This is a genomic window from Pseudomonas sp. (assembly GCF_030684895.1).
Lineage (GTDB): Bacteria > Pseudomonadota > Gammaproteobacteria > Pseudomonadales > Pseudomonadaceae > Aquipseudomonas.
In genome coordinates this window covers 63,434-84,380 of the sequence record NZ_JAUXXP010000090.1, presented here as the reverse complement: position 1 = coordinate 84,380, position 20,947 = coordinate 63,434, and the positions used below count along the sequence as shown (strand labels likewise).

At 61.0% G+C, this 20,947-nt stretch carries 22 protein-coding genes; 11 read left to right on the top strand and 11 right to left on the bottom strand.

Annotated elements, in window-relative coordinates:
* Window positions 1-217: 217 nt before the first annotated feature.
* The 5 genes from Q8M42_RS20015 (at window position 218) to Q8M42_RS19995 (ending at window position 4,140) form a co-directional block, all read left to right on the top strand.
* Window positions 218-1,609, top strand: a complete 1,392-nt coding sequence (locus Q8M42_RS20015) for a PhoH family protein (protein WP_275960946.1) — start codon at window positions 218-220, stop codon at window positions 1,607-1,609.
* Between the two features lie 145 nt (window positions 1,610-1,754).
* Window positions 1,755-2,231 (top strand): cyclic pyranopterin monophosphate synthase MoaC, encoded by a 477-nt coding sequence (gene moaC / locus Q8M42_RS20010; RefSeq protein ID WP_275960947.1) that lies wholly within the window; start codon window positions 1,755-1,757, stop codon window positions 2,229-2,231.
* The gene (locus tag Q8M42_RS20005; RefSeq protein ID WP_304864818.1) at window positions 2,228-2,470 is read left to right on the top strand and encodes a MoaD/ThiS family protein; all 243 of its coding nucleotides are present in this window, start codon (window positions 2,228-2,230) and stop codon (window positions 2,468-2,470) included. The genes moaC and Q8M42_RS20005 overlap by 4 nt, the downstream gene beginning before the upstream one ends.
* A 157-nt stretch (window positions 2,471-2,627) precedes the next feature.
* Entirely contained in the window at window positions 2,628-3,086 is a 459-nt protein-coding gene (gene moaE / locus Q8M42_RS20000) for a molybdopterin synthase catalytic subunit MoaE (RefSeq protein WP_304864816.1), read from the top strand.
* 277 nt (window positions 3,087-3,363) lie between these two features.
* Window positions 3,364-4,140 (top strand): ABC transporter substrate-binding protein, encoded by a 777-nt coding sequence (locus tag Q8M42_RS19995; RefSeq protein ID WP_304864814.1) that lies wholly within the window; start codon window positions 3,364-3,366, stop codon window positions 4,138-4,140.
* Between the two features lie 42 nt (window positions 4,141-4,182).
* On the opposite strand, the gene Q8M42_RS19990 is transcribed toward Q8M42_RS19995, so the two are convergent.
* From Q8M42_RS19990 to Q8M42_RS19975, 4 genes are all read right to left on the bottom strand, one after another.
* Window positions 4,183-5,226 carry a GGDEF domain-containing protein gene (locus tag Q8M42_RS19990; RefSeq protein WP_305285457.1) on the bottom strand — a complete coding sequence of 348 codons (1,044 nt, stop codon included), beginning with the start codon at window positions 5,224-5,226 and terminating at the stop codon, window positions 4,183-4,185.
* 257 nt (window positions 5,227-5,483) lie between these two features.
* Window positions 5,484-6,866 (bottom strand): aspartate aminotransferase family protein, encoded by a 1,383-nt coding sequence (locus Q8M42_RS19985; protein WP_304864810.1) that lies wholly within the window; start codon window positions 6,864-6,866, stop codon window positions 5,484-5,486.
* A 65-nt stretch (window positions 6,867-6,931) separates the two neighbouring features.
* Window positions 6,932-8,275, bottom strand: coding sequence for an APC family permease (locus tag Q8M42_RS19980; RefSeq protein ID WP_304864911.1), 1,344 nt, complete (start codon window positions 8,273-8,275; stop codon window positions 6,932-6,934).
* Between the two features lie 240 nt (window positions 8,276-8,515).
* Window positions 8,516-10,009, bottom strand: coding sequence for an aldehyde dehydrogenase (locus Q8M42_RS19975; protein ID WP_304864808.1), 1,494 nt, complete (start codon window positions 10,007-10,009; stop codon window positions 8,516-8,518).
* 267 nt (window positions 10,010-10,276) lie between these two features.
* On the opposite strand from Q8M42_RS19975, the gene Q8M42_RS19970 reads away from it, so the two are divergent.
* Window positions 10,277-11,215: a LysR family transcriptional regulator gene (locus Q8M42_RS19970; protein ID WP_304864806.1), complete on the top strand. Its 939-nt coding sequence runs from the start codon at window positions 10,277-10,279 to the stop codon at window positions 11,213-11,215.
* Between the two features lie 46 nt (window positions 11,216-11,261).
* Here Q8M42_RS19970 and Q8M42_RS19965 read toward each other — a convergent pair whose 3' ends face one another.
* Genes Q8M42_RS19965 through Q8M42_RS19955 form a run of 3 tightly spaced genes read right to left on the bottom strand, consistent with a single transcriptional unit; the run spans window position 11,262 to window position 14,835 of the window.
* The gene (locus Q8M42_RS19965; protein WP_304864909.1) at window positions 11,262-12,185 is read right to left on the bottom strand and encodes an FAD:protein FMN transferase; all 924 of its coding nucleotides are present in this window, start codon (window positions 12,183-12,185) and stop codon (window positions 11,262-11,264) included.
* Window positions 12,175-14,352 (bottom strand): PepSY-associated TM helix domain-containing protein, encoded by a 2,178-nt coding sequence (locus tag Q8M42_RS19960; protein WP_304864804.1) that lies wholly within the window; start codon window positions 14,350-14,352, stop codon window positions 12,175-12,177. Before Q8M42_RS19960 ends, Q8M42_RS19965 begins: the two co-directional genes overlap by 11 nt.
* Window positions 14,353-14,367: 15 nt before the next feature.
* Window positions 14,368-14,835: a DUF2271 domain-containing protein gene (locus tag Q8M42_RS19955; RefSeq protein ID WP_304864802.1), complete on the bottom strand. Its 468-nt coding sequence runs from the start codon at window positions 14,833-14,835 to the stop codon at window positions 14,368-14,370.
* A gap of 369 nt (window positions 14,836-15,204) precedes the next feature.
* Between Q8M42_RS19955 and Q8M42_RS19950 the strand changes: the two genes are divergently transcribed.
* The 3 genes from Q8M42_RS19950 (at window position 15,205) to Q8M42_RS19940 (ending at window position 18,335) form a co-directional block, all read left to right on the top strand.
* Complete coding sequence (locus Q8M42_RS19950; protein ID WP_304864800.1) at window positions 15,205-16,254, top strand: PDZ domain-containing protein; 1,050 nt, start codon at window positions 15,205-15,207, stop codon at window positions 16,252-16,254.
* A complete protein-coding gene (locus tag Q8M42_RS19945) occupies window positions 16,247-17,707 on the top strand; it encodes a S1C family serine protease (RefSeq protein ID WP_304864798.1) in 1,461 nt (486 codons plus the stop codon). Before Q8M42_RS19950 ends, Q8M42_RS19945 begins: the two co-directional genes overlap by 8 nt.
* A 130-nt stretch (window positions 17,708-17,837) precedes the next feature.
* Window positions 17,838-18,335: a hypothetical protein gene (locus tag Q8M42_RS19940; RefSeq protein WP_304864796.1), complete on the top strand. Its 498-nt coding sequence runs from the start codon at window positions 17,838-17,840 to the stop codon at window positions 18,333-18,335.
* Window positions 18,336-18,354: 19 nt separating this feature from the next.
* Here Q8M42_RS19940 and Q8M42_RS19935 read toward each other — a convergent pair whose 3' ends face one another.
* From Q8M42_RS19935 to Q8M42_RS19920, 4 genes are all read right to left on the bottom strand, one after another.
* Window positions 18,355-18,591 carry a cytoplasmic protein gene (locus Q8M42_RS19935; protein WP_304864795.1) on the bottom strand — a complete coding sequence of 79 codons (237 nt, stop codon included), beginning with the start codon at window positions 18,589-18,591 and terminating at the stop codon, window positions 18,355-18,357.
* A 110-nt stretch (window positions 18,592-18,701) separates the two neighbouring features.
* Window positions 18,702-18,980, bottom strand: coding sequence for a Rho-binding antiterminator (locus Q8M42_RS19930; RefSeq protein WP_304864793.1), 279 nt, complete (start codon window positions 18,978-18,980; stop codon window positions 18,702-18,704).
* Window positions 18,981-18,990: 10 nt separating this feature from the next.
* On the bottom strand, window positions 18,991-19,245 hold the full coding sequence (locus tag Q8M42_RS19925) for a DUF2024 family protein (RefSeq protein WP_304864791.1): 255 nt from the start codon (window positions 19,243-19,245) through the stop codon (window positions 18,991-18,993).
* 57 nt (window positions 19,246-19,302) lie between these two features.
* Window positions 19,303-19,533 (bottom strand): thioredoxin family protein, encoded by a 231-nt coding sequence (locus Q8M42_RS19920; RefSeq protein WP_304864789.1) that lies wholly within the window; start codon window positions 19,531-19,533, stop codon window positions 19,303-19,305.
* Between the two features lie 116 nt (window positions 19,534-19,649).
* On the opposite strand from Q8M42_RS19920, the gene Q8M42_RS19915 reads away from it, so the two are divergent.
* Both Q8M42_RS19915 and Q8M42_RS19910 read left to right on the top strand, forming a co-directional pair.
* The gene (locus tag Q8M42_RS19915; RefSeq protein WP_304864787.1) at window positions 19,650-20,219 is read left to right on the top strand and encodes a MarR family winged helix-turn-helix transcriptional regulator; all 570 of its coding nucleotides are present in this window, start codon (window positions 19,650-19,652) and stop codon (window positions 20,217-20,219) included.
* Complete coding sequence (locus tag Q8M42_RS19910; protein WP_304864786.1) at window positions 20,216-20,917, top strand: MOSC domain-containing protein; 702 nt, start codon at window positions 20,216-20,218, stop codon at window positions 20,915-20,917. The genes Q8M42_RS19915 and Q8M42_RS19910 overlap by 4 nt, the downstream gene beginning before the upstream one ends.
* Window positions 20,918-20,947 lie beyond the last annotated feature (30 nt).

Genomic DNA, 20,947 nt, shown 5'->3' with positions numbered 1-20,947 from the left:
TCCGATAAATAAACCTGAAAAACTCAAAAAATACGTTTTTCTGTCATCTTTTTTGGAGTATCTAAAAGGCAAGACCGCCGAACCCTGCAGACAGGTGGCGGCCATTGGCCCTCACCTTTTTGCAGCCTTCTCAGCCCCGGCACTGAGGAGTCGACGGCCCCTCCGCGGCGCAGATTCGCCCCTGCGTTGCTTGGCTACTACAAGAAGGTGACCGAGTATGGATGACCACGGACGCTCCAAGCCCACCGCCCCAACCCTGTACGCCCTCGACACCAATGTGCTGATCCACGACCCCAACGCGCTGCTGAATTTTCAGGAGCACCACGTTGCCATTCCCATGACCGTACTGGAGGAACTGGACAAGCTTAAAACCGGCAAACAGGGCGTGGCCGCCGAGTGCCGCCAGGCCATCCGTCTGATTGACAAGATTCTCGGCAGCGCCAACCCGGAGGAAGTGGAACACGGCGTCGCCATCCAGCGTGACAAGAGCGGCCCGTGCGGCTTCCTGTCGATTCTTATGAGCAAGAGCGCCACCCCGGTCACCTGGCTGCCGGAAGACCTCAACGACAACAAGATCATCAACCAGCTGGTCGAGCTGAAGTCCCGCCGCCCCGGCCTCAACGTGGTGCTGGTGACCAAAGACATCAACATGCGCCTGAAGGCGCGCGCCTGTGGCATCGATTCCGAGGATTACCACACCGACCAACTGGTCGACGACGTGTCCTTGCTGTCGCAGGGCTACCACAACATGGACGGCTCCTTCTGGGACCGCGTGAACAAGGTGGAAACCCGTCAGGATCACGGCCGTACCTGGCACCGCGTGCAACTCACCGACAACCTGCCGGCGGTGCACGTTAACGAGTTCATCATCGACGAGCAGGGCTTTGTCGGCTGGATCAAGGGCATCAAGCACGGCGAACTGCTGATTCTCGACATGCACCAGGAGCCCTTGATGCACCAGGAAGCCTGGGGCCTGCGGCCACGGGATATCTATCAGTCACTGGCGCTGTTTGCCTTGCTCGATCCGGACATCCACCTGGTCAACCTATCCGGCGCGGCCGGTTCCGGTAAAACCATCCTGGCCCTGGCGGCGGCCATCGAACAGACCATGGTCAGTAAGCGATACCGCAGGATTATCGCCACCCGCAGCGTGCAGGGGCTGGATCAGGAGATCGGTTTTCTGCCCGGCACCGAAGCCGAGAAGATGGAGCCTTGGCTCGGCGCGATCACCGACAACCTCGAAGCCCTGCATATGGACGACGAGAACACCCATGGCAGCGTCGACTACATCCTGCAAAAGGTCCCGCTGCAGTTCAAATCCCTCAACTACATCCGTGGCCGCAGCTTTCAGCAGAGCCTGATCCTGATCGACGAATGCCAGAACCTTACCCCGCACCAGATGAAAACCATCATCACCCGTGCCGGCAGCGGTTCCAAAGTGGTGTGCCTGGGTAACCTGGCGCAGATCGATACCCCTTACCTATCGGCGCCCAGCTCGGGCCTGACCTACCTAACGGAGCGCTTCAAAGACTTCGAGCATGGCGTGCACATCACCCTGCAGGGTGTGCCGCGCTCGATCCTTGCCGAGTACGCCGAAACCCATATGTAACCCTCACTCACGCTCGCCCAGCAGGCAGTTATGCCTGCTGGGCCGGGTGTCGCCGTAACCTCTCGTCTGAATCCCCTGGCATTCACAGGTGCCGAAACCTGACCCCTGGGTTTACAATCGCCGGACACTTGCCTGGAGCCTGTCCGTGTTAACCCATCTCGATTCCCAAGGCCGCGCCAACATGGTCGACGTCAGCGACAAAGCTCAGACCGTCCGTGAAGCCGTGGCCGAAGCCTTGGTGCGTATGCGCCCAGAAACCCTGCAGATGATTGCCCAGGGCGATCACCCCAAGGGCGATGTGTTCGCCGTGGCACGTATCGCCGGCATTCAGGCAGCGAAGAAAACCAGCGACCTGATTCCGCTGTGCCACCCGCTGATGCTCACCAGCGTCAAGGTTGAGCTGACGCCTGAAGGGGCGGATGCCGTGCGCATCACCGCGCGCTGCAAGCTGACTGGGCAGACTGGCGTGGAGATGGAAGCCCTGACCGCCGCCAGCGTCGCCGCGCTGACCATCTACGACATGTGCAAGGCAGTAGATCGCGGCATGGTGATTGAGAGCGTGCGCCTGCTGGAGAAGGTCGGCGGCAAGAGTGGGCACTTCAAGGCCGAGGACGAAGCATGATCCGCGTGCAGTATTTCGCCCGTTACCGCGAAGCCCTCGGCCTGGATGGCGAGCAGCTTAGCGGCGAGTTCACCAGCCTTGATCAGCTACGCCAACACCTGCTGAGTCGCGGTGGGGTGTGGGATGTGTTGGCCGAGCAGAACCTGATGTGCGCGCGCAATCAGGAACTGTGCAGCCTGGATGAGCCGTTGACCGCTGGCGACGAAGTGGCGTTTTTTCCCACTGTGACCGGCGGTTGAACGCGTTGTGGTTTGTAGGATGGGTTGAGCGCAGCGATACCCATGCCACCAGTTGGACTCGTGGTGGGTTACGCGGCGCACGGATTGCTCGGTCGTTTTGCCCGCTTGGCTTTGCGCCGCTAACCCACCCTACGCCCCTCCCACAGAGAGCATTTGCATGAGCATCCGCGTCCAGTCGCAACCCTTCGATCCGGGCGTTGAGCTCAACGCCCTGCACGCCGCCAACCTGGGTATTGGCGCGGTGGTCAGCTTCGTTGGCTATGTGCGTGACTTCAACGAAGGGCGCGAAGTCGGCGGCATGTTTCTCGAACACTTCCCCGGCATGACCGAAAAGGCCCTAGGCAAGATTGCCGAGGAAGCCGCCCAGCGCTGGCCGTTGCTGGGGATCGAGATCATCCACCGTATCGGCCGCCTGGAACCGGGCGAGCCAATCGTGTTTGTCGGCACCACCAGCGCCCACCGTCAGGCAGCCTTCGATGCCTGCAACTTCGTGATGGACTACCTGAAAACCCGCGCGCCGTTCTGGAAGAAGGAAGACACCGCCGAAGGCCCGCGCTGGGTTGAAGGGCGTTGCTCCGATCAGGCTGCTGCCGAGCGCTGGAAACAACAACCTTAAGCACATTGTGCCTATGTCGCCTGCGCTGATCCTTCAGTCGCAGCGATGACTGTTGCCCGGTTGACGGCTTGTACATATAAGTCCAGTATGGAATTTAAAGTATAAATCGAGACTGGCATATGACCCGTCCACGCGTGCTACCCAGCCATCGTTTTTCGCTCAGGTGCAAACCTGACGCGCCTTTCTTCTGTCTTGCAGCAACCGTCGTTGTCCGCTCTTCCTGCGCAGCAATGCCAGGTGGCGTGGGCCTGTCCCTCCCTCAGCAGGAATCCACAGCATGAAGAAAATCGTCCTGGCGGGCGGCATCGCCCTGAGTCTGATCGCCTCCAGTCTGTTCGCCGCAGACAAACCCTTGCGCCTGGGTATCGAGGCCGCCTATCCGCCATTCGCCTACAAAGAAGCCAGCGGGCAGATTGCCGGTTTTGATGTGGATATCGGCAACGCTTTGTGCGCCGAAATGAAGACCGACTGCCAGTGGGTCGAGCAGGAGTTCGATGGCCTGATCCCCTCGCTCAAGGTGAAGAAAGTCGACGCCATTCTGTCGTCCATGACCATCACTGATGAGCGGCGCAAGTCGGTGGACTTTACCGGCAAGTACTACTACAGCCCGGCGCGTCTGGTGATGAAGGCCGGTAGCGAGGTTGCCGCCGATTTCAGCAACCTCAAGGGCAAGCGCATCGGCGTGCAGCGTTCGAGCACCACCGACCGCTTCGCCAGCGAAGTGCTGGCCGCGCAAGGGGTTGAAGTGGTGCGCTACAGCTCGCAGAACGAGATCTACCTGGACCTGATTTCCGCGCGTCTGGACGGCACCCTGGCCGACGCCATTCCGGTGGATGAAGGCTTTCTGAAAACCGACAACGGCAAGGGCTTCGCCTTCGTCGGCCCGGCGTTTACCGACCCGAAATACTTCGGTGAAGGCGCCGGCATCGCCGTGCGCAAGGGCGACGCGCAACTGCTCGGCAAGCTCAACGACGCCATTCAGGCGATTCGCGCCAGCGGTGAGTACCAGAAGATTCAGGCCAAGTACTTCACCTTCGATATCTACGGCGACTGAGCCGTACAGCGATGAAAAAAAACCGCGTGCTGGCGCGGTTTTCTAGTTAGGCGCAGCCACCTTCACGCAGTTACGGCCGTCTTGTTTGGCGCTGTACAGCGCGCGGTCACTGGCCACATAGAGGCTTTCGTATGTACCTGGCTGGCCGGCGTCCAGATAGCTCATGCCGATGCTTACGGTGACTGCAACGTCTTTACCGTCCACCTCCTGTAACTGCGTCGCCACCAGCTGGCGCAGCTTCTCGGCGATCTGTAGCCCCTGCTCGCGGTCGCAGTTCACCAGCAATAACATGAACTCCTCACCACCCAGGCGTGCCAGGCTGTCGAGGCCTCGTACCTGGCTGGAAAGTAGCGTAGCGATGCGCTTGATAACCACATCGCCCAGCGGATGACCGAAGCGGTCGTTGACGGTCTTGAAATGATCGAGATCAAGCAGCAGCAAACACAATGGTTGCTGAGTGCGCTGACAACGCAGCAATTCACGCTCGACGATGGCATTAAACGCGCGGCGATTGAGCAGGCCGCTCAGTGGGTCGTGTTCGGCAAGGTAACTGAGCTTGCGGTTCTGCTCTTCAAGTAGCTGTGCCTGGTCCTGTAGTCGCTGTTTCTGGGTGTTGATCTGTATGAAGTTGCGCCATTGCAGCCAGGCCAACAGCAGGCCAATGGAACAACTGGATAGACCATTGACTTGATTGCTCAACAAGACCGCTGGGGTGCTCTGGGTTTGTTGGATGCCAAATAGAAACAGTGCCAGGGTCAGGCCAAACAACCAAAGGGCGGAAAGTGGGCGGTGCAAAAAAACCAGCGCCGTCAAGCTACACCCCACCAGTAGCGGGGTGATACTGCTGGTGACTAATTGATCGATAGCGCTAATCAGGGCGGCGAAACTCAGCGTGCCGAGTACCGCTACGCTGACGCTGATCTGACGGAGCCGGATTAACTCCGGCCGGGGGGCTAGATACCAGGCAATGCACGCCAACGTCCCGAAGAACACCAGCATGCCGGTGTGCGCGGCAAGAATGCCCTGACGCCATAAGGCTTCATTCGCTGACTCGGGTTGTCGTTGCCAGAACAACCAGATGTGCATCAGGTTGAGGGGGGGAATCCAGGGCGCAGCAAGGCGCAGGCGCCGTATGTTTTGCTCAAGCAACTCTGGCGCAAAGGCTCGGTTCTTTTCAGCAATGCTTTGCCAGTCAATACGCCACGCTCGCAATACCCATAACTCCTATAACGGTATCAGTGCAGGGCCGAGTGAACCCGATCCGTGTTGACAGACGTTACACAAGTTCAGCCTGCCGGGCGACTGAGTTATCCCGGCAGGCTGCGGGCACGCTAGGGCAAGCTTTACAGCAGCCCCAGCTCCATTGCCGTGCGATCCACCGCGCGCTTGGTTTTTTCCACCAACTCATCCAGCTCCGTGCGCCCAGCCACCAGGGCCGGAGCCATGATCATGCGGCCCTGGGTGGAGCGGATAATCAGCCCTTCCTCGAAGCCGATGGTGCGGCAGCGCCAGGCGATGTCGCTTTCATTGGTGAAGCGTTTGCGGCTGCTCTTGTCCTCGGCAAATTGCAGGGCGGCGACCAGGCCCGTACCTTGGATATCGCCGACCAGCGGGTGATTACCAAATACTTCGCGCAGGCACTGCTGCAGATACGGCCCAGTCTCGTTCTTGACCTGGCTGACGATGCCTTCATCACGCAGCGCCTTGATATTGGCCAGTGCCACGGCGGCCGCCACCGGGTGGCCCGAGTAGGTCAGGCCATGGGCGAATACGCCGCCTTGCTCCACCAGCACCTCGGCGATGCGCTTGGAGAGCACCAGGCCTCCCATGGGCACATAGCCCGAGGTCAGGCCCTTGGCAATCGACAGGGTGTCCGGTTGGAAACCGAAGTGTTCGTGCGCGAACCATTCGCCGGTGCGGCCAAAGCCACCGATGACTTCGTCGGCACACAGCAGCACGTCGTACTGACGGCAGATGCGCTGAATTTCCGGCCAGTAACTTTCCGGCGGGAAGATCATGCCGCCGGCGCCCTGGAAGGGTTCGGCGATAAACCCGGCAACGTTATCCGCGCCCAGTTCGAGAATTTTCTCTTCCAACTGCAAGGCGCAGCGGCGGCCGAATTCGGCTGGGGTCAGTTCGCCGCCATTGGCGTACCAGTAGGGTTCGTCGATATGCGCGATATCCGGCAGCATGCCGCCCATCTCGTGCATAAATCTCATCCCGCCCAGGGCGGTACTGGCCAGGGTTGAGCCGTGGTAACCGTTCCAGCGGCCGATCATCACCTTCTTCTGCGGTTTGCCGAGAATCTGCCAGTAGCGGCGCACGGTGCGGATCAGCACCTCGTTGGCCTCGGAGCCGGAGTTGGTGTAGATGGCGTGGCTGTAATGGGCGGGCAGCAGGCTGAACAGGGTTTCCGACAGCTCGACCACGGCCGGGTGGGTGGTGTGGAAGAACATGTTGTAGTACGACAGCTGCTCCATCTGCTTGCTGGCAGCGGCGACCAGGTCCTTGCGGCCGTAGCCGAGGTTGGTGCACCACAGCCCGGACATACCGTCCAGATAGCGCTTACCGTCGTTATCCCAGAGGTACAGGCCCTCGCCGCGCACCATCACGCGTGGCCCTTCGGCATTCAGCGCTTTCTGGTCAAGAAAGGCGTGGATATGGTGGGCGGCATCCAGCGCCTGGTAGTCCTGAGTCTGGCGGTTGGGGGTGTTTGGGACTGTCATTTTCAGCAACCTCGGTGATTACCTGTGGTGTTCGAGTAAGCCGGAGGCACGCCCCCGGGGGGACTTCATTTGCGTGCCAGCACCTTATCGATGGGCTCCGGGGTGAACAGGGGTTTGCGCATCACCAGTTTGATCCACAGTACGGCGATCACCGATACCAGGCCGAGTACCGCACCGGCGCTGTAGAAGATCGACGCAGTCATCTCCGGGGTGGGCGACACGTAGTAGATCGATACCAGCATACCGGCGATGCCGAGGATCTGCGGCAGCGGGTAGAAGGGCGTCTTGAACGGGCGGGCCAGATCAGGATAGCGACGGCGCAGGGCAATCACATCCAGGTGGCAGATGATGTAGGCCAGCAACCAGGCCACGGCCGCAGCCAGCAGCAACAGGCCAATAGAGGCAGGGTCATCACCCATGAAGATCACCGGCAAGCCGGTAATCATGGCGACGAACAGCACCGCGACCCAAGGCGCCTGGTACTTCTTGCTGAGCAGCTTGAACTGCGGGAAGGCCTGGCCGTTAACCGCCATGCCATAGAGCATGCGCGGAATGGCTGCCAGCGAAGTGTTGACCGTACTGCAGGTGGCGGTGATGGCGGCGATTACCAGAAACAGCTTGCCGGCCTCGCCAAACAGCGCGGTGGCGAACAGGTAGTGCGGCAGTGTCGAACTGGCCAATTGCTCCTGTGGCACATAGAGCAGGGCGCCGATGGAGTAGAGGGCGATGGTGATAAAGATGATCGTCACGCCCAGAATCATCGACCAAGGGATATTGCGCTTCGGGTTACGCGACTCTTCGACTAGCGGGCAGACGAACTCGGCGCCGACAAAGCCCCAGATGGCCAGTGCTACCAAGGTCATCACGCTGGCGCCCATTGGGTTCCAGTCGCTGGTGATGGATGTGCTCAGCGCCGGTTCACTGCCACTGCCGGTTACCGCCGCCAGGCCCAGGGCCAACAGCACGATGACCATGATCAGCGCCAGGGCCGACTGCAGACGGGCGAAGATGTCGATGCCGAGCAGATTAAGTAGGGTAAATACCACCAGTACGCCATAGGCGATCAGCATGTGGGGGAAGGCGCCGGGATAGACCTCATTGATGATCAGATCGAGCAGCAGCAATTCCGCTGACAGGGCGAACATCGCCACCACCACATAGCCCGAGAAGGTCGCCAGAATGGCCGGGAACTGCCCCAAGGCCACTTCGGTGTAGCTGCTCAGGCTGCCTGCGCGAGGAATCATCAGCGCCAGTTCGGCGAACGACACCACGTAAGTCAGCGCCAGGACGAAAGCCAGTGCCAAGGGAATCAGAAAGCCCAGGCCGGCGATGCCCGCGCCTTGCAGCATCAGCACCATCACGCCTTGGGACACCACCAGACCTATGGCCACGGCGAGCAGGGCGGTCATGCCCAGGCTGGGTTTGTGTTTGCGCGCGACTGCGCTTGCGTGAGCCAGGCCAACGGGGGCCGTAAGGCTGATTTCGGGGTCGTGCATGGGCGTTCTCCTGCAATCTTGTTGTTGTGTCAGGTGAATCACACGCGGCAGGGGCCGCAGTTGTTTGCTGCGCTTTCAGGCGCACAGCTGCCCGTTGCGCTCAAAGCAGCGCAGTTGTTTGTGGTTTTTGAGGGCGCCGTTATCGGCTGCGCATTAACTGCGCAGCTGGAACCAGGTGGTTTTCATCAGGCTGTACTTGTCGAAGGCATGCAGCGACAGATCGCGGCCAAAACCTGATTGCTTACAGCCACCAAACGGCACGCAAACATCCAGAGCGTCCACGGTATTCACTGACACGGTGCCGGCGCGCAGCCGTTTGGCCACGCGATGAGCACGGTGCAGGTTGTCGGTCCACAGCGAGGCGGCCAGGCCGTACTGGCTGTCGTTGGCCAGGCGCACGGCCTCGTCCTCACTGTCGAACGGGATAACCGCCAGCACCGGGCCGAATACTTCCTCGCGGGCCAACTGCATAGCCGGGCTGACGTTGGTGAAGATGGTTGGCTGGATAAAGCTGTCCGAGCCGTTGAAGCTCAGGCGCTGACCGCCGCACGCCAGGGTCGCGCCCTGGCTCTGCGCCCGGTCAATAAAGCCCATGATGCGTTCGGCCTGGCGCGCATCGACGATGGCACCGGCGTGGCTGGCTGGGTTGAGCGGATCGCCGGGTTGCCACTGCTGCGCCTTGGCGATCAGACGTTGGACGAATTCATCATGAATCGAGCGCTCGACCAGCAGGCGCGAGTTGGCCGAACAGACTTCGCCCTGGTTGAAAAAGATCGCAAAGGCGGCTTTTTCTGCCGCCAGGTCCAAATCCTGGCAGTCGGCGAATACCAGGTTGGCGCTCTTGCCGCCGCACTCCAGCCACACCTGCTTGAGGTTGGACTGCGCCGCATAGGCCATAAAGTATTTGCCCACCTCGGTGGAGCCGGTAAAGGCCAGGCAGTCCACGTCCATGTGCAGGCCCAGGGCCTTGCCGGCCGTTTCGCCCAGGCCCGGCACTACGTTCAGCACGCCGGCCGGCAAGCCAGCTTCCAGGGCCAGCTGGCCCAGGCGCAGGGCGGAGAAGGGCGACTGTTCGGCAGGTTTCAATACCACCGAGTTGCCCACAGCCAGGGCCGGCGCGAGCTTCCAGGCGGCCAGGTCCAGGGGGAAGTTCCACGGCACCACGGCACCGATCACGCCCAGCGGTTCGCGGGTGATGGTGGCCAGGGCGTCGCTGGCGGTCGGCGCCACTTCGTCATAGCGCTTGTCCAGGGCTTCGGCGTACCAGCTGAACACCTGGGCGGCGCCAGGCACGTCGATGGTGTAGGCGTCCATCACCGGCTTACCCATATTCAGCGAGTCGAGCAGGGCCAGCTCTTCGCGGTTGGCCAGGATCAATTCGGCCAAACGCAGCAATACCTGCTTGCGCTCGCGCGGTGCCATGCGCGCCCAGGGGCCGTGCTCGAAAGCCTGGCGGGCGCTGGCCACGGCGGCATCGACATCGGCTGCATCACAGGCGGCTACATGGGCCAGCAATTGGTTGGTGGCCGGATTGATCGACGCGAAGGTCGCGCCGCTCTGCGCTGAGCGCAACTGGCCGTCGATCAGGGCCTGGGTGATAAAGCCTTGCGCGGCGGCGCGCTTGTGCCAATCGCTATGGTCCAACATCGCCTTTATCCTCATTCCTGGGCCGCTAGCGGCATACCGGGGCCGTAAACGGCTGGTCGGGTGCCGTGAGCGGCATGCCTGATGCCGTGAACGGCTTCTTGTGGTTGTTGAGGGTGATGGTGGCGCAGGTCGGGCAGAAGGAAAATTAGTAAATTTATACTCGCAGCCTATTAAAAAACTGGGCAGCCCCAGTGTCGGGCCTGGGGTATGTTGGCTGCATAAAATCAGTACAAGACGGCCAGCAAGCCGCTATTAAGGAGGTACCGCATGGCCGCCTATACCCTGCGTCAGCTCAAGTATTTCGTCACCACCGTGGAGTGCGGAAGCGTCGCCGAGGCCTCGCGCAAGCTGTATATCGCCCAGCCATCGATTTCCACGGCGATCAAAGGCCTTGAGGAGAGCTTCGGCCTGCAGCTGTTTATCCGCCACCACGCCCAGGGCGTATCCCTGACCCCCGGCGGCGCGCGCTTCTACAAGAAGGCCCAGGAACTGATCCGCATGGCCCGCGAGTTCGAGCAGAACGCCCTGGCCGATAACGATGTGGTAGCCGGGCAGATCGACATCGGCTGCTTCGAAACCGTGGCGCCGCTGTATCTGCCGCGACTGATCGCCGGCTTTAATTCGCTCTATCCGGGCGTGGAAATCCGCATCCGCGATGGCGAACAGCAGGAGCTGATCCAGGGCCTGACCGCCGGGCGCTTCGACCTGGCCATCCTCTACGACCATGACCTCGATGCGACCATCGTCAGCGAACCGCTGATGACCCCGCAGAAACCCTACGCCCTGCTGCCCGAAGGCCACCGCTTTACCGGTCAGGCCCAGGTGTCACTGCGCGATCTATGCCTGGAGCCGATGATCCTGCTCGACGTGCAACCGAGCCGTACCTACTTCGTCAGCCTGTTCGAAGAGCTGGGCCTTGCGCCCAATATCGTTTTCAGCTCGCCGTCCATCGAGATGGTACGCGGCATGGTCGGCCAGGGCTTCGGCTTCTCCCTGCTGGTGACCCGCCCGCACTCGGAATGTACCTACGATGGCAAGAAGGTGCTGACCGTGGATATCAGCGAACCCGTAGCCAGCTCCGGCCTGGCTGCCGCCTGGCTCAAACGCGCACCGCTGACCAAGCCTGCGCAGTTGTTTGTTGAGTTCTGTAAGGCGCAGTTGGGGGCGGGAAGTGGTGCTGAGGCAGTCGCTAGACTGCAGGGCTGAGCCTGACATGCCGATTGCCCTCAGATTATTCGATGAGGCCTGCGGATTAGAGGCCAACCGTCACTTCGCGCAACTCATCGCCGTCACGCAGAACAAAAATGGCGCTCAAATCCTTGGCTTTGGCCAACTGCGCGCCGCGTTCCACACCGAGCACCATCAGTGCGGTTGCCCAGGCGTCGGCGTACATGCAACTGGTGCACAGCACCGACACCGAGGCGAGGTCAGAGAGCAGCGGGGCAGCGGTGTATGGGTTCATGGTGTGAGAAAACACCTGGCCGTTATGCTCACGCCAGTGGCGGTAGTCGCCGGAGGTGGCGATGGCGGTGTTGCTCAGTGCCAGCGAGCCAAGCACTTCGCGTTGGCCTTTGCGGGGTTTTTCCAGGGCGACTGACCACTCGCTGCCGTCGGCCTTTACGCCGCTGACGCGCATCTCGCCATCGATGCTAACCAGGTAGGACGTGATGCCGTGGCGCGCCAGGCAGCGGGCCATCTGGTCGACGGCAAAGCCTTTGGCGATGCCGTTAAGGTCCAGGGTGATGGGCGCATGTTTGCGTACCCGAGCGTTGTCCGCGTCGACTTCCAATACATCCCGCGCGGCGGGTTGCTTGTCCGGCCAGGTGTTGAGTGGCGCGTGTGGGCCAAAGCCGCACGCGCTGACCAGCGCGCCGACGCCAATCTCGAACGCACCTTCGGACTCGGCACTGATGCGCAATGCGCTGCTCAGCACCCACAGCAGTTCATCGGGCACGCTCAGCCATTGGCCGCAGTTGGCTGCGTTGAGTTGCATCAGCTCGGACTCGGGCTTCCAAGTCGACATTTGCTGGTCAACCTGATCGACCGCCTGTTGCAGCTCGCTGCTGATCACGCTCAGGTCGAGCCCGGCCGGTGCATACAGCACAGCGCTCCAGCGGGTGCCCATGGTGGCGCCACTCAGGTTGTGGCGCTGCGCTGCGTTGATCTCAGTAGACATCTTCACGGTAGCGTCCTTGTTGGCGGAGTTGTTCGATGTTCAAGCCGAGTTGCTGCAACAAGGGTTCCAGCACGTTGCGCACCCCGGCGGCCATGTCGCGGGAGCCGCACACCAACACCTGCGCGCCCTGTTGCAACAGCGCCGCCAGTTTGTCGGCGTCCTGCAGGAGACGGTCCTGCACATACATCGGCTTAGCCGCCTGGGAGAATGCCAGGCCCAGTTGGCTCAGGCGTCCGTCAGCCAGGTATTCATTCAGTTGCGTTTCATAGAGAAAGTCCGATTGCGCGCTGCGGCCACCCCAGTAAAGGTGCAGTGGACGCTGATGGGCATTCTTGCGGACAAAGCCAATCAACGGCGCCAGCCCAGTGCCGGCACCCACCAGAATCAGCGGATGCTGGCCGGCAGTCGGGCGAAACTCGGGGTGCGCCTGGATAACCCCTTCAATACAGTCACCCACCTGCAGGCTATGCAGCAGGCTTGAGCACAGGCCGTCAGGTTGTTTACGCACGCAGATTTCCAGCACGCCATCTTCATCGCCGCTGGCAATCGAGTAGAAGCGTGGCGGCAGATCAATACCCGGACGGATGGCCAGCAAGTCGCCGGGTGCAAAGCGACTGTTGCTGGTGGGCGATACGGTAAAGCGCAAAACGGCGGCCGGTGACGCGCTGCCTTCGCCGTAAAGCTCGCGGCTCAGCAACTGCAACTGTTGTGAGGTCTCGCAGCTGGCGTGCGCAGTGAAGTGCAGGGCAACGTCGAGTTCCTGACCAAGCCGCTGCGCCCACTGGTTGAGCTCGCCCAATGCGTTGCGGTCGATGCGCTGCAAGGGCAGCAACGTCGCTAAGCCCTGTTGCTGCAGGCATTGCTCGACGTGTTCGGCATAACCGCAGAAGTGCTGAAACTGCGAATCACCAAAGCCCAGCACTGCGACTTGCAGCGTTGGGTTTAGCTCACTGCGCTGCAAACGCCCGAGAAACGCCTTGGCCGAATCGGGAGCCTGGCCATCGCCATAAGTCGAGGTGAGTAGCAGCAGTTGGCTGGCTTGGCGGTAGTGCGGTTGCAGCTGATTCATGCTGGCGCAGTGCACCCGCAGGCCCTGGCTCTGCAATTGCTCATGCAACTGCCGGGCATAGCTCCAAGTAGCCCCGCCCTGACTGCCAACCAGCAGAATGATCTGCGCTTGATCGGCCGGCGTGTTATCAGACCGTGCACCCGCCAGACGCTTGCGCCGCGCCCAGGAGAGCAGGCCGAAACCGCTGAGAAATAACACGGCCAGGCTGGAGCCGCTGAGCATCAGCGTCCAGAGTGGCGAATGCGCGCCGGTGTGCAGTTCGTAGATGTTCTCGTACAGGCGCGTGGCAAAACCGTGCCGCTGATAGCTGATCCATTGCCCGGTGCTGGCATTGACGAAGCCTTCACCCGCCGCCGTACGCACGGTGTAGAAATTGGCATCCGGGTCGCTGGGGAACTCCAGTTCGCGCAAGTCTTGCAGGTCCAGGTTGCGCAGGGCAGCAAGGCTGTTCAACTCGGCCGCCGGTGCCGAGTAACTGGCTTCTGGGTAGGCCGGTGAGGCGTCTTGGCCATCGTTGATCCAGCCCTGGCTGATGGCCGCCAAATACAGTCCACTCAGGGCGAGAATCGCCAGGGCCGGCAGCGTCCAGCGGGCCACAACCATATGCCAGTGAATCAACCCGCTGCTGGCTGGAATAGGCCGCACCAGGCGGCCCCAACCACCGAGTCGGCGTGCTAACAGCCAAGCGCCAGTGACCACCAGTATCAGCATGGCCAGCGCCGCCAGGCCACTGAACCAGCGGCCCGACTCGCCGAGCAGCAACTCGCGGTGCAGGTTGCGCGTCCAGGCCAGTAGGGCGGAAGGCTGGTAGGGCGAGATAACCGAGCCAGTGAGCGGATCAACCACCACAGTGCTGTTCTCGTTCGCCGTGCTGAGCGTGACGCGCAGCTCACCACTGGGTGCCCGTTCGATGCGCTCGATACCTTGCACCTGGCCGGCAATACGCGCGGCAACGTCGGCGACATTCTGCTCCGCTGCTGGTGCAGACTGTAGGTGTTCAACCAGGGTGCTGCTGGACAACACCAGCCCCGTGGCTGCCGAGATCATCAGCAAGACGCCAAGGAGCAAGCTGAGTACCACGTGGGTGCGTTGCAGCATGAGCGGGCTCCTGGGTTAAAACTGGTAGCTGAAGGTGTTGACGTAGCCTGTTGTGCTGCCGCTGACCGGTGTGGGCTGTTGTGTGAGCGGCACTTTGATCTCGGCGCGATTGTCCTGCTTGTTCTCGACGGCGCTGTCGATGCGGATTTCGTAGCCGGCATCAATCAGCGCATCCTCCAGTTCAACCGCCACCTTCAAGGTTTGCCCGCTGCCAACGCTGGCACCGGTGAGGCCGTCGTATTCGGCAGGCTTGTTACCGTCACGCACCCAGTCACGCAGGTGCTTGTAGTACTTGGCCTTCTTGCCAGAGACCCACAGCGTGCGTTGGTAATTGCCCTGCGCATCGGTGACATAGAACGCCAGGTAGGCATCGTTGCCGCGATACTCTTTCAAGCTGGTTTGCAGGGTGATTTCGCGGGCCTGGCCCAGCGCGGGCAGCGCCGCCAAACCGGCTAAAGCGAGGGTGAGAGTGGTCTTGTTCATCTGAACCTCCGTAGGCAATGGCGCAACCTTAGCCCCCAAATCTGAAGCCAAGCTGAAGGACAGAAACCTTGCACTTAATGAGGACTTAAGACTGTTCTGAAACAGCGTTTCGACTGGCGTCAGCTTGTTCTTTTCTTAGCCAGACATTAGCAATGCTGCGCCGGCCGCTAGCCAACGGCTAACCGCTGATGCATACCCCCGAAAGGCCCGTTATTACTCGCCTTCGATATGTTTCGTCGGGTTGATATACAAGGTCAGGGCAAATTGCCATGATGCCGAAATCTATAGTGAGCACCCTTGTGTGCGTTGGAGGTTTCAATGGTCGGGCACCCCGCGAATTCAGCCTGCTACCTGGCACTGGCTTTTTCCATGCTGGGTCTCAGCGGCTGCGCCTCCGATGGTGGCCTGGGGGAGTTGGCGGTTATGGCGGCGATGGTTGCCCCCATTCCAGGGGATGCCAGTGCGCTGCTTACAACGGCAGCTGTTGCAGGTGGAGCCGTCGCGCTGGTTTCGGCCAGCTCGACAGAGTCGACGCCTGGCGCAGTGCCTGTGCCGGGGCAAGCAGCGGCATACAAGCCGGACCTGCAGATGCTGGTGACCCGCGAAACGCCTGAGCGTTATCGCCCGCGTACCTGCGAGTACATCGAAATGGCGTTGATTGAAGTGCCTGGCTATGTCGGCAGTACCGAGCCTTTGCTGCAGCAAGCGGGTGAGGCGCGCAAGGTGGCGGCCAGCCAGGTCTGGTATGAAAAGGGCTGTACCCAGGCAAATCTGCCGCGCGGGATCATTGGTGTGCATATGGATACGGTTGACGCTGTCAGTGCCGCTCGGATTGCGGCACCGACGATGGGTGTGTTGATCGATCGCACCGGGCCAGGCAGCGGTGCGCAAAACGCCGGAATCCTCAGTGGTGACATTGTCGTGGCAGTCAATGATCAGCCGATCGCAGATTCTATCGACTTTCGTTTGGCTGTTGCCAAGGCGCCCATCGGCACCAGCGTCAACCTCAAATACTGGCGTGCACACAATTTCTATACCGTCCCTGTGTTCGTGGCCTCGTCGGGTAATCCACCTCCTGTACTGCCGCTGGCGGTGCGCAGTAGCGCCACGCCGCTCAAGGCCACTTCCGCCTCGTTGCAGGGTATGAGTCTAGGCGTGGTGACGCCGTCTTACGCCAAAGCTGTGGGCCTTGCCTCGGCGCAAGGTGCCTGGGTGACGAACACCGTCAAGGGCAGTGTTGCTGATCAGGCGGGTATCAAGCCGCTTGATGTGATTGTCGAAGTCAGCGGTCAGGAAGTGGCTACCGCTCAGGATGTTGCGGATATCTCCTCGCGCATGCGTGTCGGCTACAAGGCCACCGTCAGCGTCTGGCGCAACCAGGCTAAACGCGACGTGCAAATGGTGCTGCGCAATGAGTGATCACACCGCACTGGTTCTGCGTTTAGCGGCACTGACGGTTGCTTCGGCAGCGCTCTCCGGTTGTGTCATGCATGCCGCCCATGCGGTGCTTTCGCCTGCTATGAACGCGGCGATGGAGGCCTCGCTGACGCCAGAAGCGGTAGGCATTACCACCTCTACCTGGCGCGGTAAAAGCTGCAGCAACCTGGAGGAAAGCCACGCCTATATGCTTGATGTGCAGCAGAAGTCCGCTGCCACGGGTGATACGAGCATGGCCAAGACCCATGGCTGGCAATTGGATGCGATCAACCAGGTACGCCGCGAGCAGGGCTGCTTTGGCGGCCCTGCTACGGTGCCGGCATCTGGGCAGGTAACGGCCTATGGCTACTGTTTCTCAGGGTCGGAAACGGTCAATTACCTGACCCCAGTGTTTACCTATCGCGACTTTTATTCCGACGGCGGCGCGGCTGAGACCGCTGCGTTCCACGCGATGTTGCGTTCGACCTACGGAGCTGCGGAAGGCTATGGTGGTTGTCTGATGGAAGACAGCCCAGCCAAGGCTGCCGCCGCAATCGAGCGCCATGCTAGTGTCACCAGATTACAAATGAACTGGGACACAGTGCGCGTGCCCTGGACACCTCCGCCGATTGAAAAGGCCGCCAAGCTGGCCGCGCGAGCAGCAGCGGCACCGGCCAGCGCTTTGCCTGCTGCGGCTAATGTCGCTAGCAGCAGTGTCGAGGCCACGGATCTCGGCTTGACCCTGGAAAGTCCGAGCCCGGAATTGGTCAGTGCCCTTGGCCTGAAAAGCCCCGCAGGTGCTTGGGTGGTTAGCGTTGCGCCTGGCAGCCCCGCGGCAAACGCTGGCCTCAAGTCGATGGACGTGATCCTCGATGTGTCTGGCCAGGAAGTGCGTGGGCCGATTGATGTGCAGTCGATCACCAGCCGCCTGCGCAGTGGCTACCGCGCGCCACTGGGGGTATGGCGTGATCGAGCGCAGCAGGAACTCGCATTGGCCATTCCGACGCGCGCTACGCCGGTTGCGGTTGCTGCCGTTGTTCGGTCGCCGGCAGTGGCAGTGACGACTCCGGTGATTGCCGAGCCTGCTGCCGCGCCGCAGGGCAATACCTTCTGCCATGCCTATATCTATGTGGTGAAGAAACCCGGCGGATTGCAATCAGCGATCTTCCAGAGCGCCAGTCCGCAGATAACCTCGGCCGGTATGATGGCTACGCTGTCTGCGTTTGTTAGCACAGTCAGGCAGCAGCAACCTCAGGCTTGGCGGCCGTTCAGTTTCCCTGACGTACAGTGCAGCCCACCATCCGGATACTGCTTCGCCAATGCGCAAAAGGCGTTGTTCAAGCCTGATCAGATGGCGGGCCAGTTCTGCTTCGCTACTCGGGCGGAGGCGCAGACGCATTACGAGGAGTTCAATTCGGTGAAGCCGGTTTATGAAACGCTGGAGTGGACGCCTTAGGCGCTTTCCTTTAGCCACTGCGCCAGGCGCATCAGCATCTGGCCGGCGAACCTAGCCAAGAGTGAATACACTATGCGCCCGACTATCCCGGGCCATTACTATGGCTGCCTCGAACAAGGAACGCGCCTTTATGGCTTCCCCAGATAAACAGCAAAAACGTGCCCAGCGGGCCAAAGGCAAGGCCAAGCAAAACCGTTCGGGCAAGGCCAAAGCCACTGTCGTACATCCGCTGCTGGCTAATCCGCTGATCAACGAGCCGTTCGATGATGTCGAAATCGACCTGAGCACCTTCGACTTCAAGGATATCGAAGAGCACGGCTTCGACCCGGCGCACTTCGATGATCTGTTCCAGACGATGAAAATCGGCGAAGGCATCAGCCTGCTGGCGATGTGTCTGGTGTTCCTGCAATACCCGGTGTTGGAGCTGGTGGTCGCGGAGGAAGCGGAAGACGCGGCCACCGACTTTATGATGGGGCTGCTGATCGTCTATCGCGGGATCTTCCACGATGAAGACGAAGACACCGCAGTGGAGTGGATTGGCAGCGAGGCCTTCCAGCATGCCTACAACGAAGCCTCGATGATCCTGCAGAAGAAGAACGCGCGCGGCACCCCAGGCGCCCGCGCATAGGCGCGGGACTTGTTTAGCGTTAACCGTGCAATGTTGTCGCCTTGAAGATCGGTTCGCTACTCAGTATTCGAATCCCGTCCGGGCCGCTGTCCAGCAGGCGGCGCTCGCTATCGGCGATTAGGAGTTCAAGGTCGTAACCGGCGTTGGCGAGACACTGCGCCATTTCCTGCACGGCCTCCTGCGCCCAGGGGGCGGCGGAGTCGAAATGCCCCAGCAACCTGGCGCCTCTACGCACCACAAGTCGGTATCTGTTCATCCTGCGTTCTCAATAGCGGAGTGTTGCTCTGTGCTGCAGCGCTACTCGGTGATAAATGCTCGGTGGCGATAACTGAGGCTGCTGGCAAGCTTCGGCCAGCAGCCCAGGATTCAGAATGCGCAGTAACTTCCCGCCAGTTCGATACGGCCGAAACTGGCATTGGGGTCGAGCGGGGTGATGGCCAGCAATTGGTCGAGGCGCACTTCGAACTGGTCGTTATCGTTTTGCAGCACGAGAAACTCTTCCTTGCTCGGCGCCGTGCGCGTGGTCAGCGCCCTGGCCGCGAAGCTCGGCCCATCGAGCAGTTCGATCTGCAGACCGTAACGGTGCATACAGGCGATCTCCAGGTAGTCGTGCAAATCGCAGTTCAGGGGCTGATACGCGTTCATGGTGGGTCTCCTAGCAGCCTTGCAGCGGGATGATGTAGTAGCCCTGCCCGGTGACGGCAGCGGCGATTTCGGGGTGGGCCGGTTCGCTGTGGCAGAACTGGCAGCGGCTCTGTTCGATGTCGGCATCCTGCACGCCGCGCTCACTCATCCAGTCACGGGCGTACTGGGTGGCGCGAGTCTGGTCGTTACCTTCGATCAGTACATCGAAGTGCAGATAACGGCCGTCGCGGGTGCGCACATGGGTGTCGAATACATTTACGTTCATCACTGATCCTCCTTCCAGGTAGCCGGCAGCGCAAAGGGTGAGAATGCGCGAGGCTCTTTACTTCAAGTCGTCGATGGAAGCACCGAAGTTCAGGTGCAGCACCTGGCCTTCGTAGACAAACGCAGGCACCGACTTGACCCCGGCCAGCTCGGCCTCGCTGACGCGCTGTGGCTGTTCGCCAAGGTGAACCACCTCGACCTTGAGTGCTGGGGCCAGCAGGTTGAGCAGGGTCTGTTCGGCCGAAATACAGACAGGGCAGCCGGCGTGATAGAAGCGTGCGGTGGTCATTTCGAGTCTCCTTAAGTTAATTTGGTATCGATTCGATACTTGCGCAAAGGTTACGCTTGATCTTGCCTTTGTCAATATGGTTTTTGATCGATACTATGTGTCGACAGGAGTGATATATGACCGGCACAACCCTTTTCGATCTGCTTGAACGGCTCTCCAGCCTCAGCCGCATCTGGTTCCGCCAGCACCCGCTGCTGGCCGAGTTGCAACCCATCCAGTTGAGCGCGCTGATGTACCTGGCGCGTTGCAACCACTACTCCAATACGCCGCTGGGGGTGACCGACTACCTGGGCCTGACGAAGGGCACGGTGTCGCAGTCGCTCAAGGCGCTGGAGGCCAAGGAGCTGATCGTCAAAGTTCAGGATGCGCGCGATAAACGCAGCGTTCACCTGCAGCTGACCGATGCCGCCCGAGAGCTGCTGCAAGCATTGCTGCCGCCGGCTTTTCTCGCCGAGGGTGAGGCGCGCATGGCTGAGCGCGGCGCACAGTTGCAGGCGCTGCTGGGCGAGTTGCTCTGCGAGGTGCAGCGCAGCGCGGATGTGCCAAGCTTTGGTCTGTGCCGCAGTTGTCGCTTTCATCAGCTGGTCGATGATCTGCCGTTCTGTGGCTTGACTCAGGAACCCCTGGCGCCGTGCGATGCGGCGCTGATCTGTCGCGAACATCAAGCCCCCGAGGTCGCCGCATGAGCCTGCCCAGTATTCGTCTCGACGCGCTGCTTACCGGTCGCGTGCAGCCGTTCACCCGGCCTGGCTCGCGCAGCGCCATCGACAAACAGCCGCAACACGGCCCCTTGGCGGTGACCCCGCTCGGCCTGGGTGGTGACGAGCAGGGCGATCTGCGCGTGCATGGTGGGGTGGAGAAAGCCATTCATCATTATCCGTATGAGCATTACGCCGCCTGGGCCGCCGAATTGGGTGCGCATCCGCTGCTGATGCAGCTGGGGGCCTTTGGCGAAAACTTCAGCAGCAGCGGCTGGACGGAACATGACGTCTGTCTCGGCGACCGCATTCGCGTGGGTACGGCGCTGCTGGAGGTGTCGCAGGGGCGTATGCCGTGCTGGAAGCTCAGCGACCGCTTCGGTGTGGCCGATCTGGCCCTGCGTGTGCAGCAGTCCGGACGCACCGGCTGGTACTACCGGGTGCTGGAGGAGGGCGTGGTCAGCGCCGGCGACAGCCTGCAGCTGGTCGAGCGGCAGTTCGCCGACTGGTCGCTGACCCGTTTGTCTGCAGTGCTGTTCGACAAACGGGTGGAGAGCGAGCTGTTGCGTGAATGCCTGGCCCTGCCATTGGTGCCGTCGTGGCGGCGCACCCTGGAGCGGCGCCTGGAGAAAGGCCTGATCGAGGACTGGGCCCCCCGCCTGCAAGGCAAAGACGCGGCCGAATAACGCAGCATTATCCTTTGGTCGTAAGTGCAG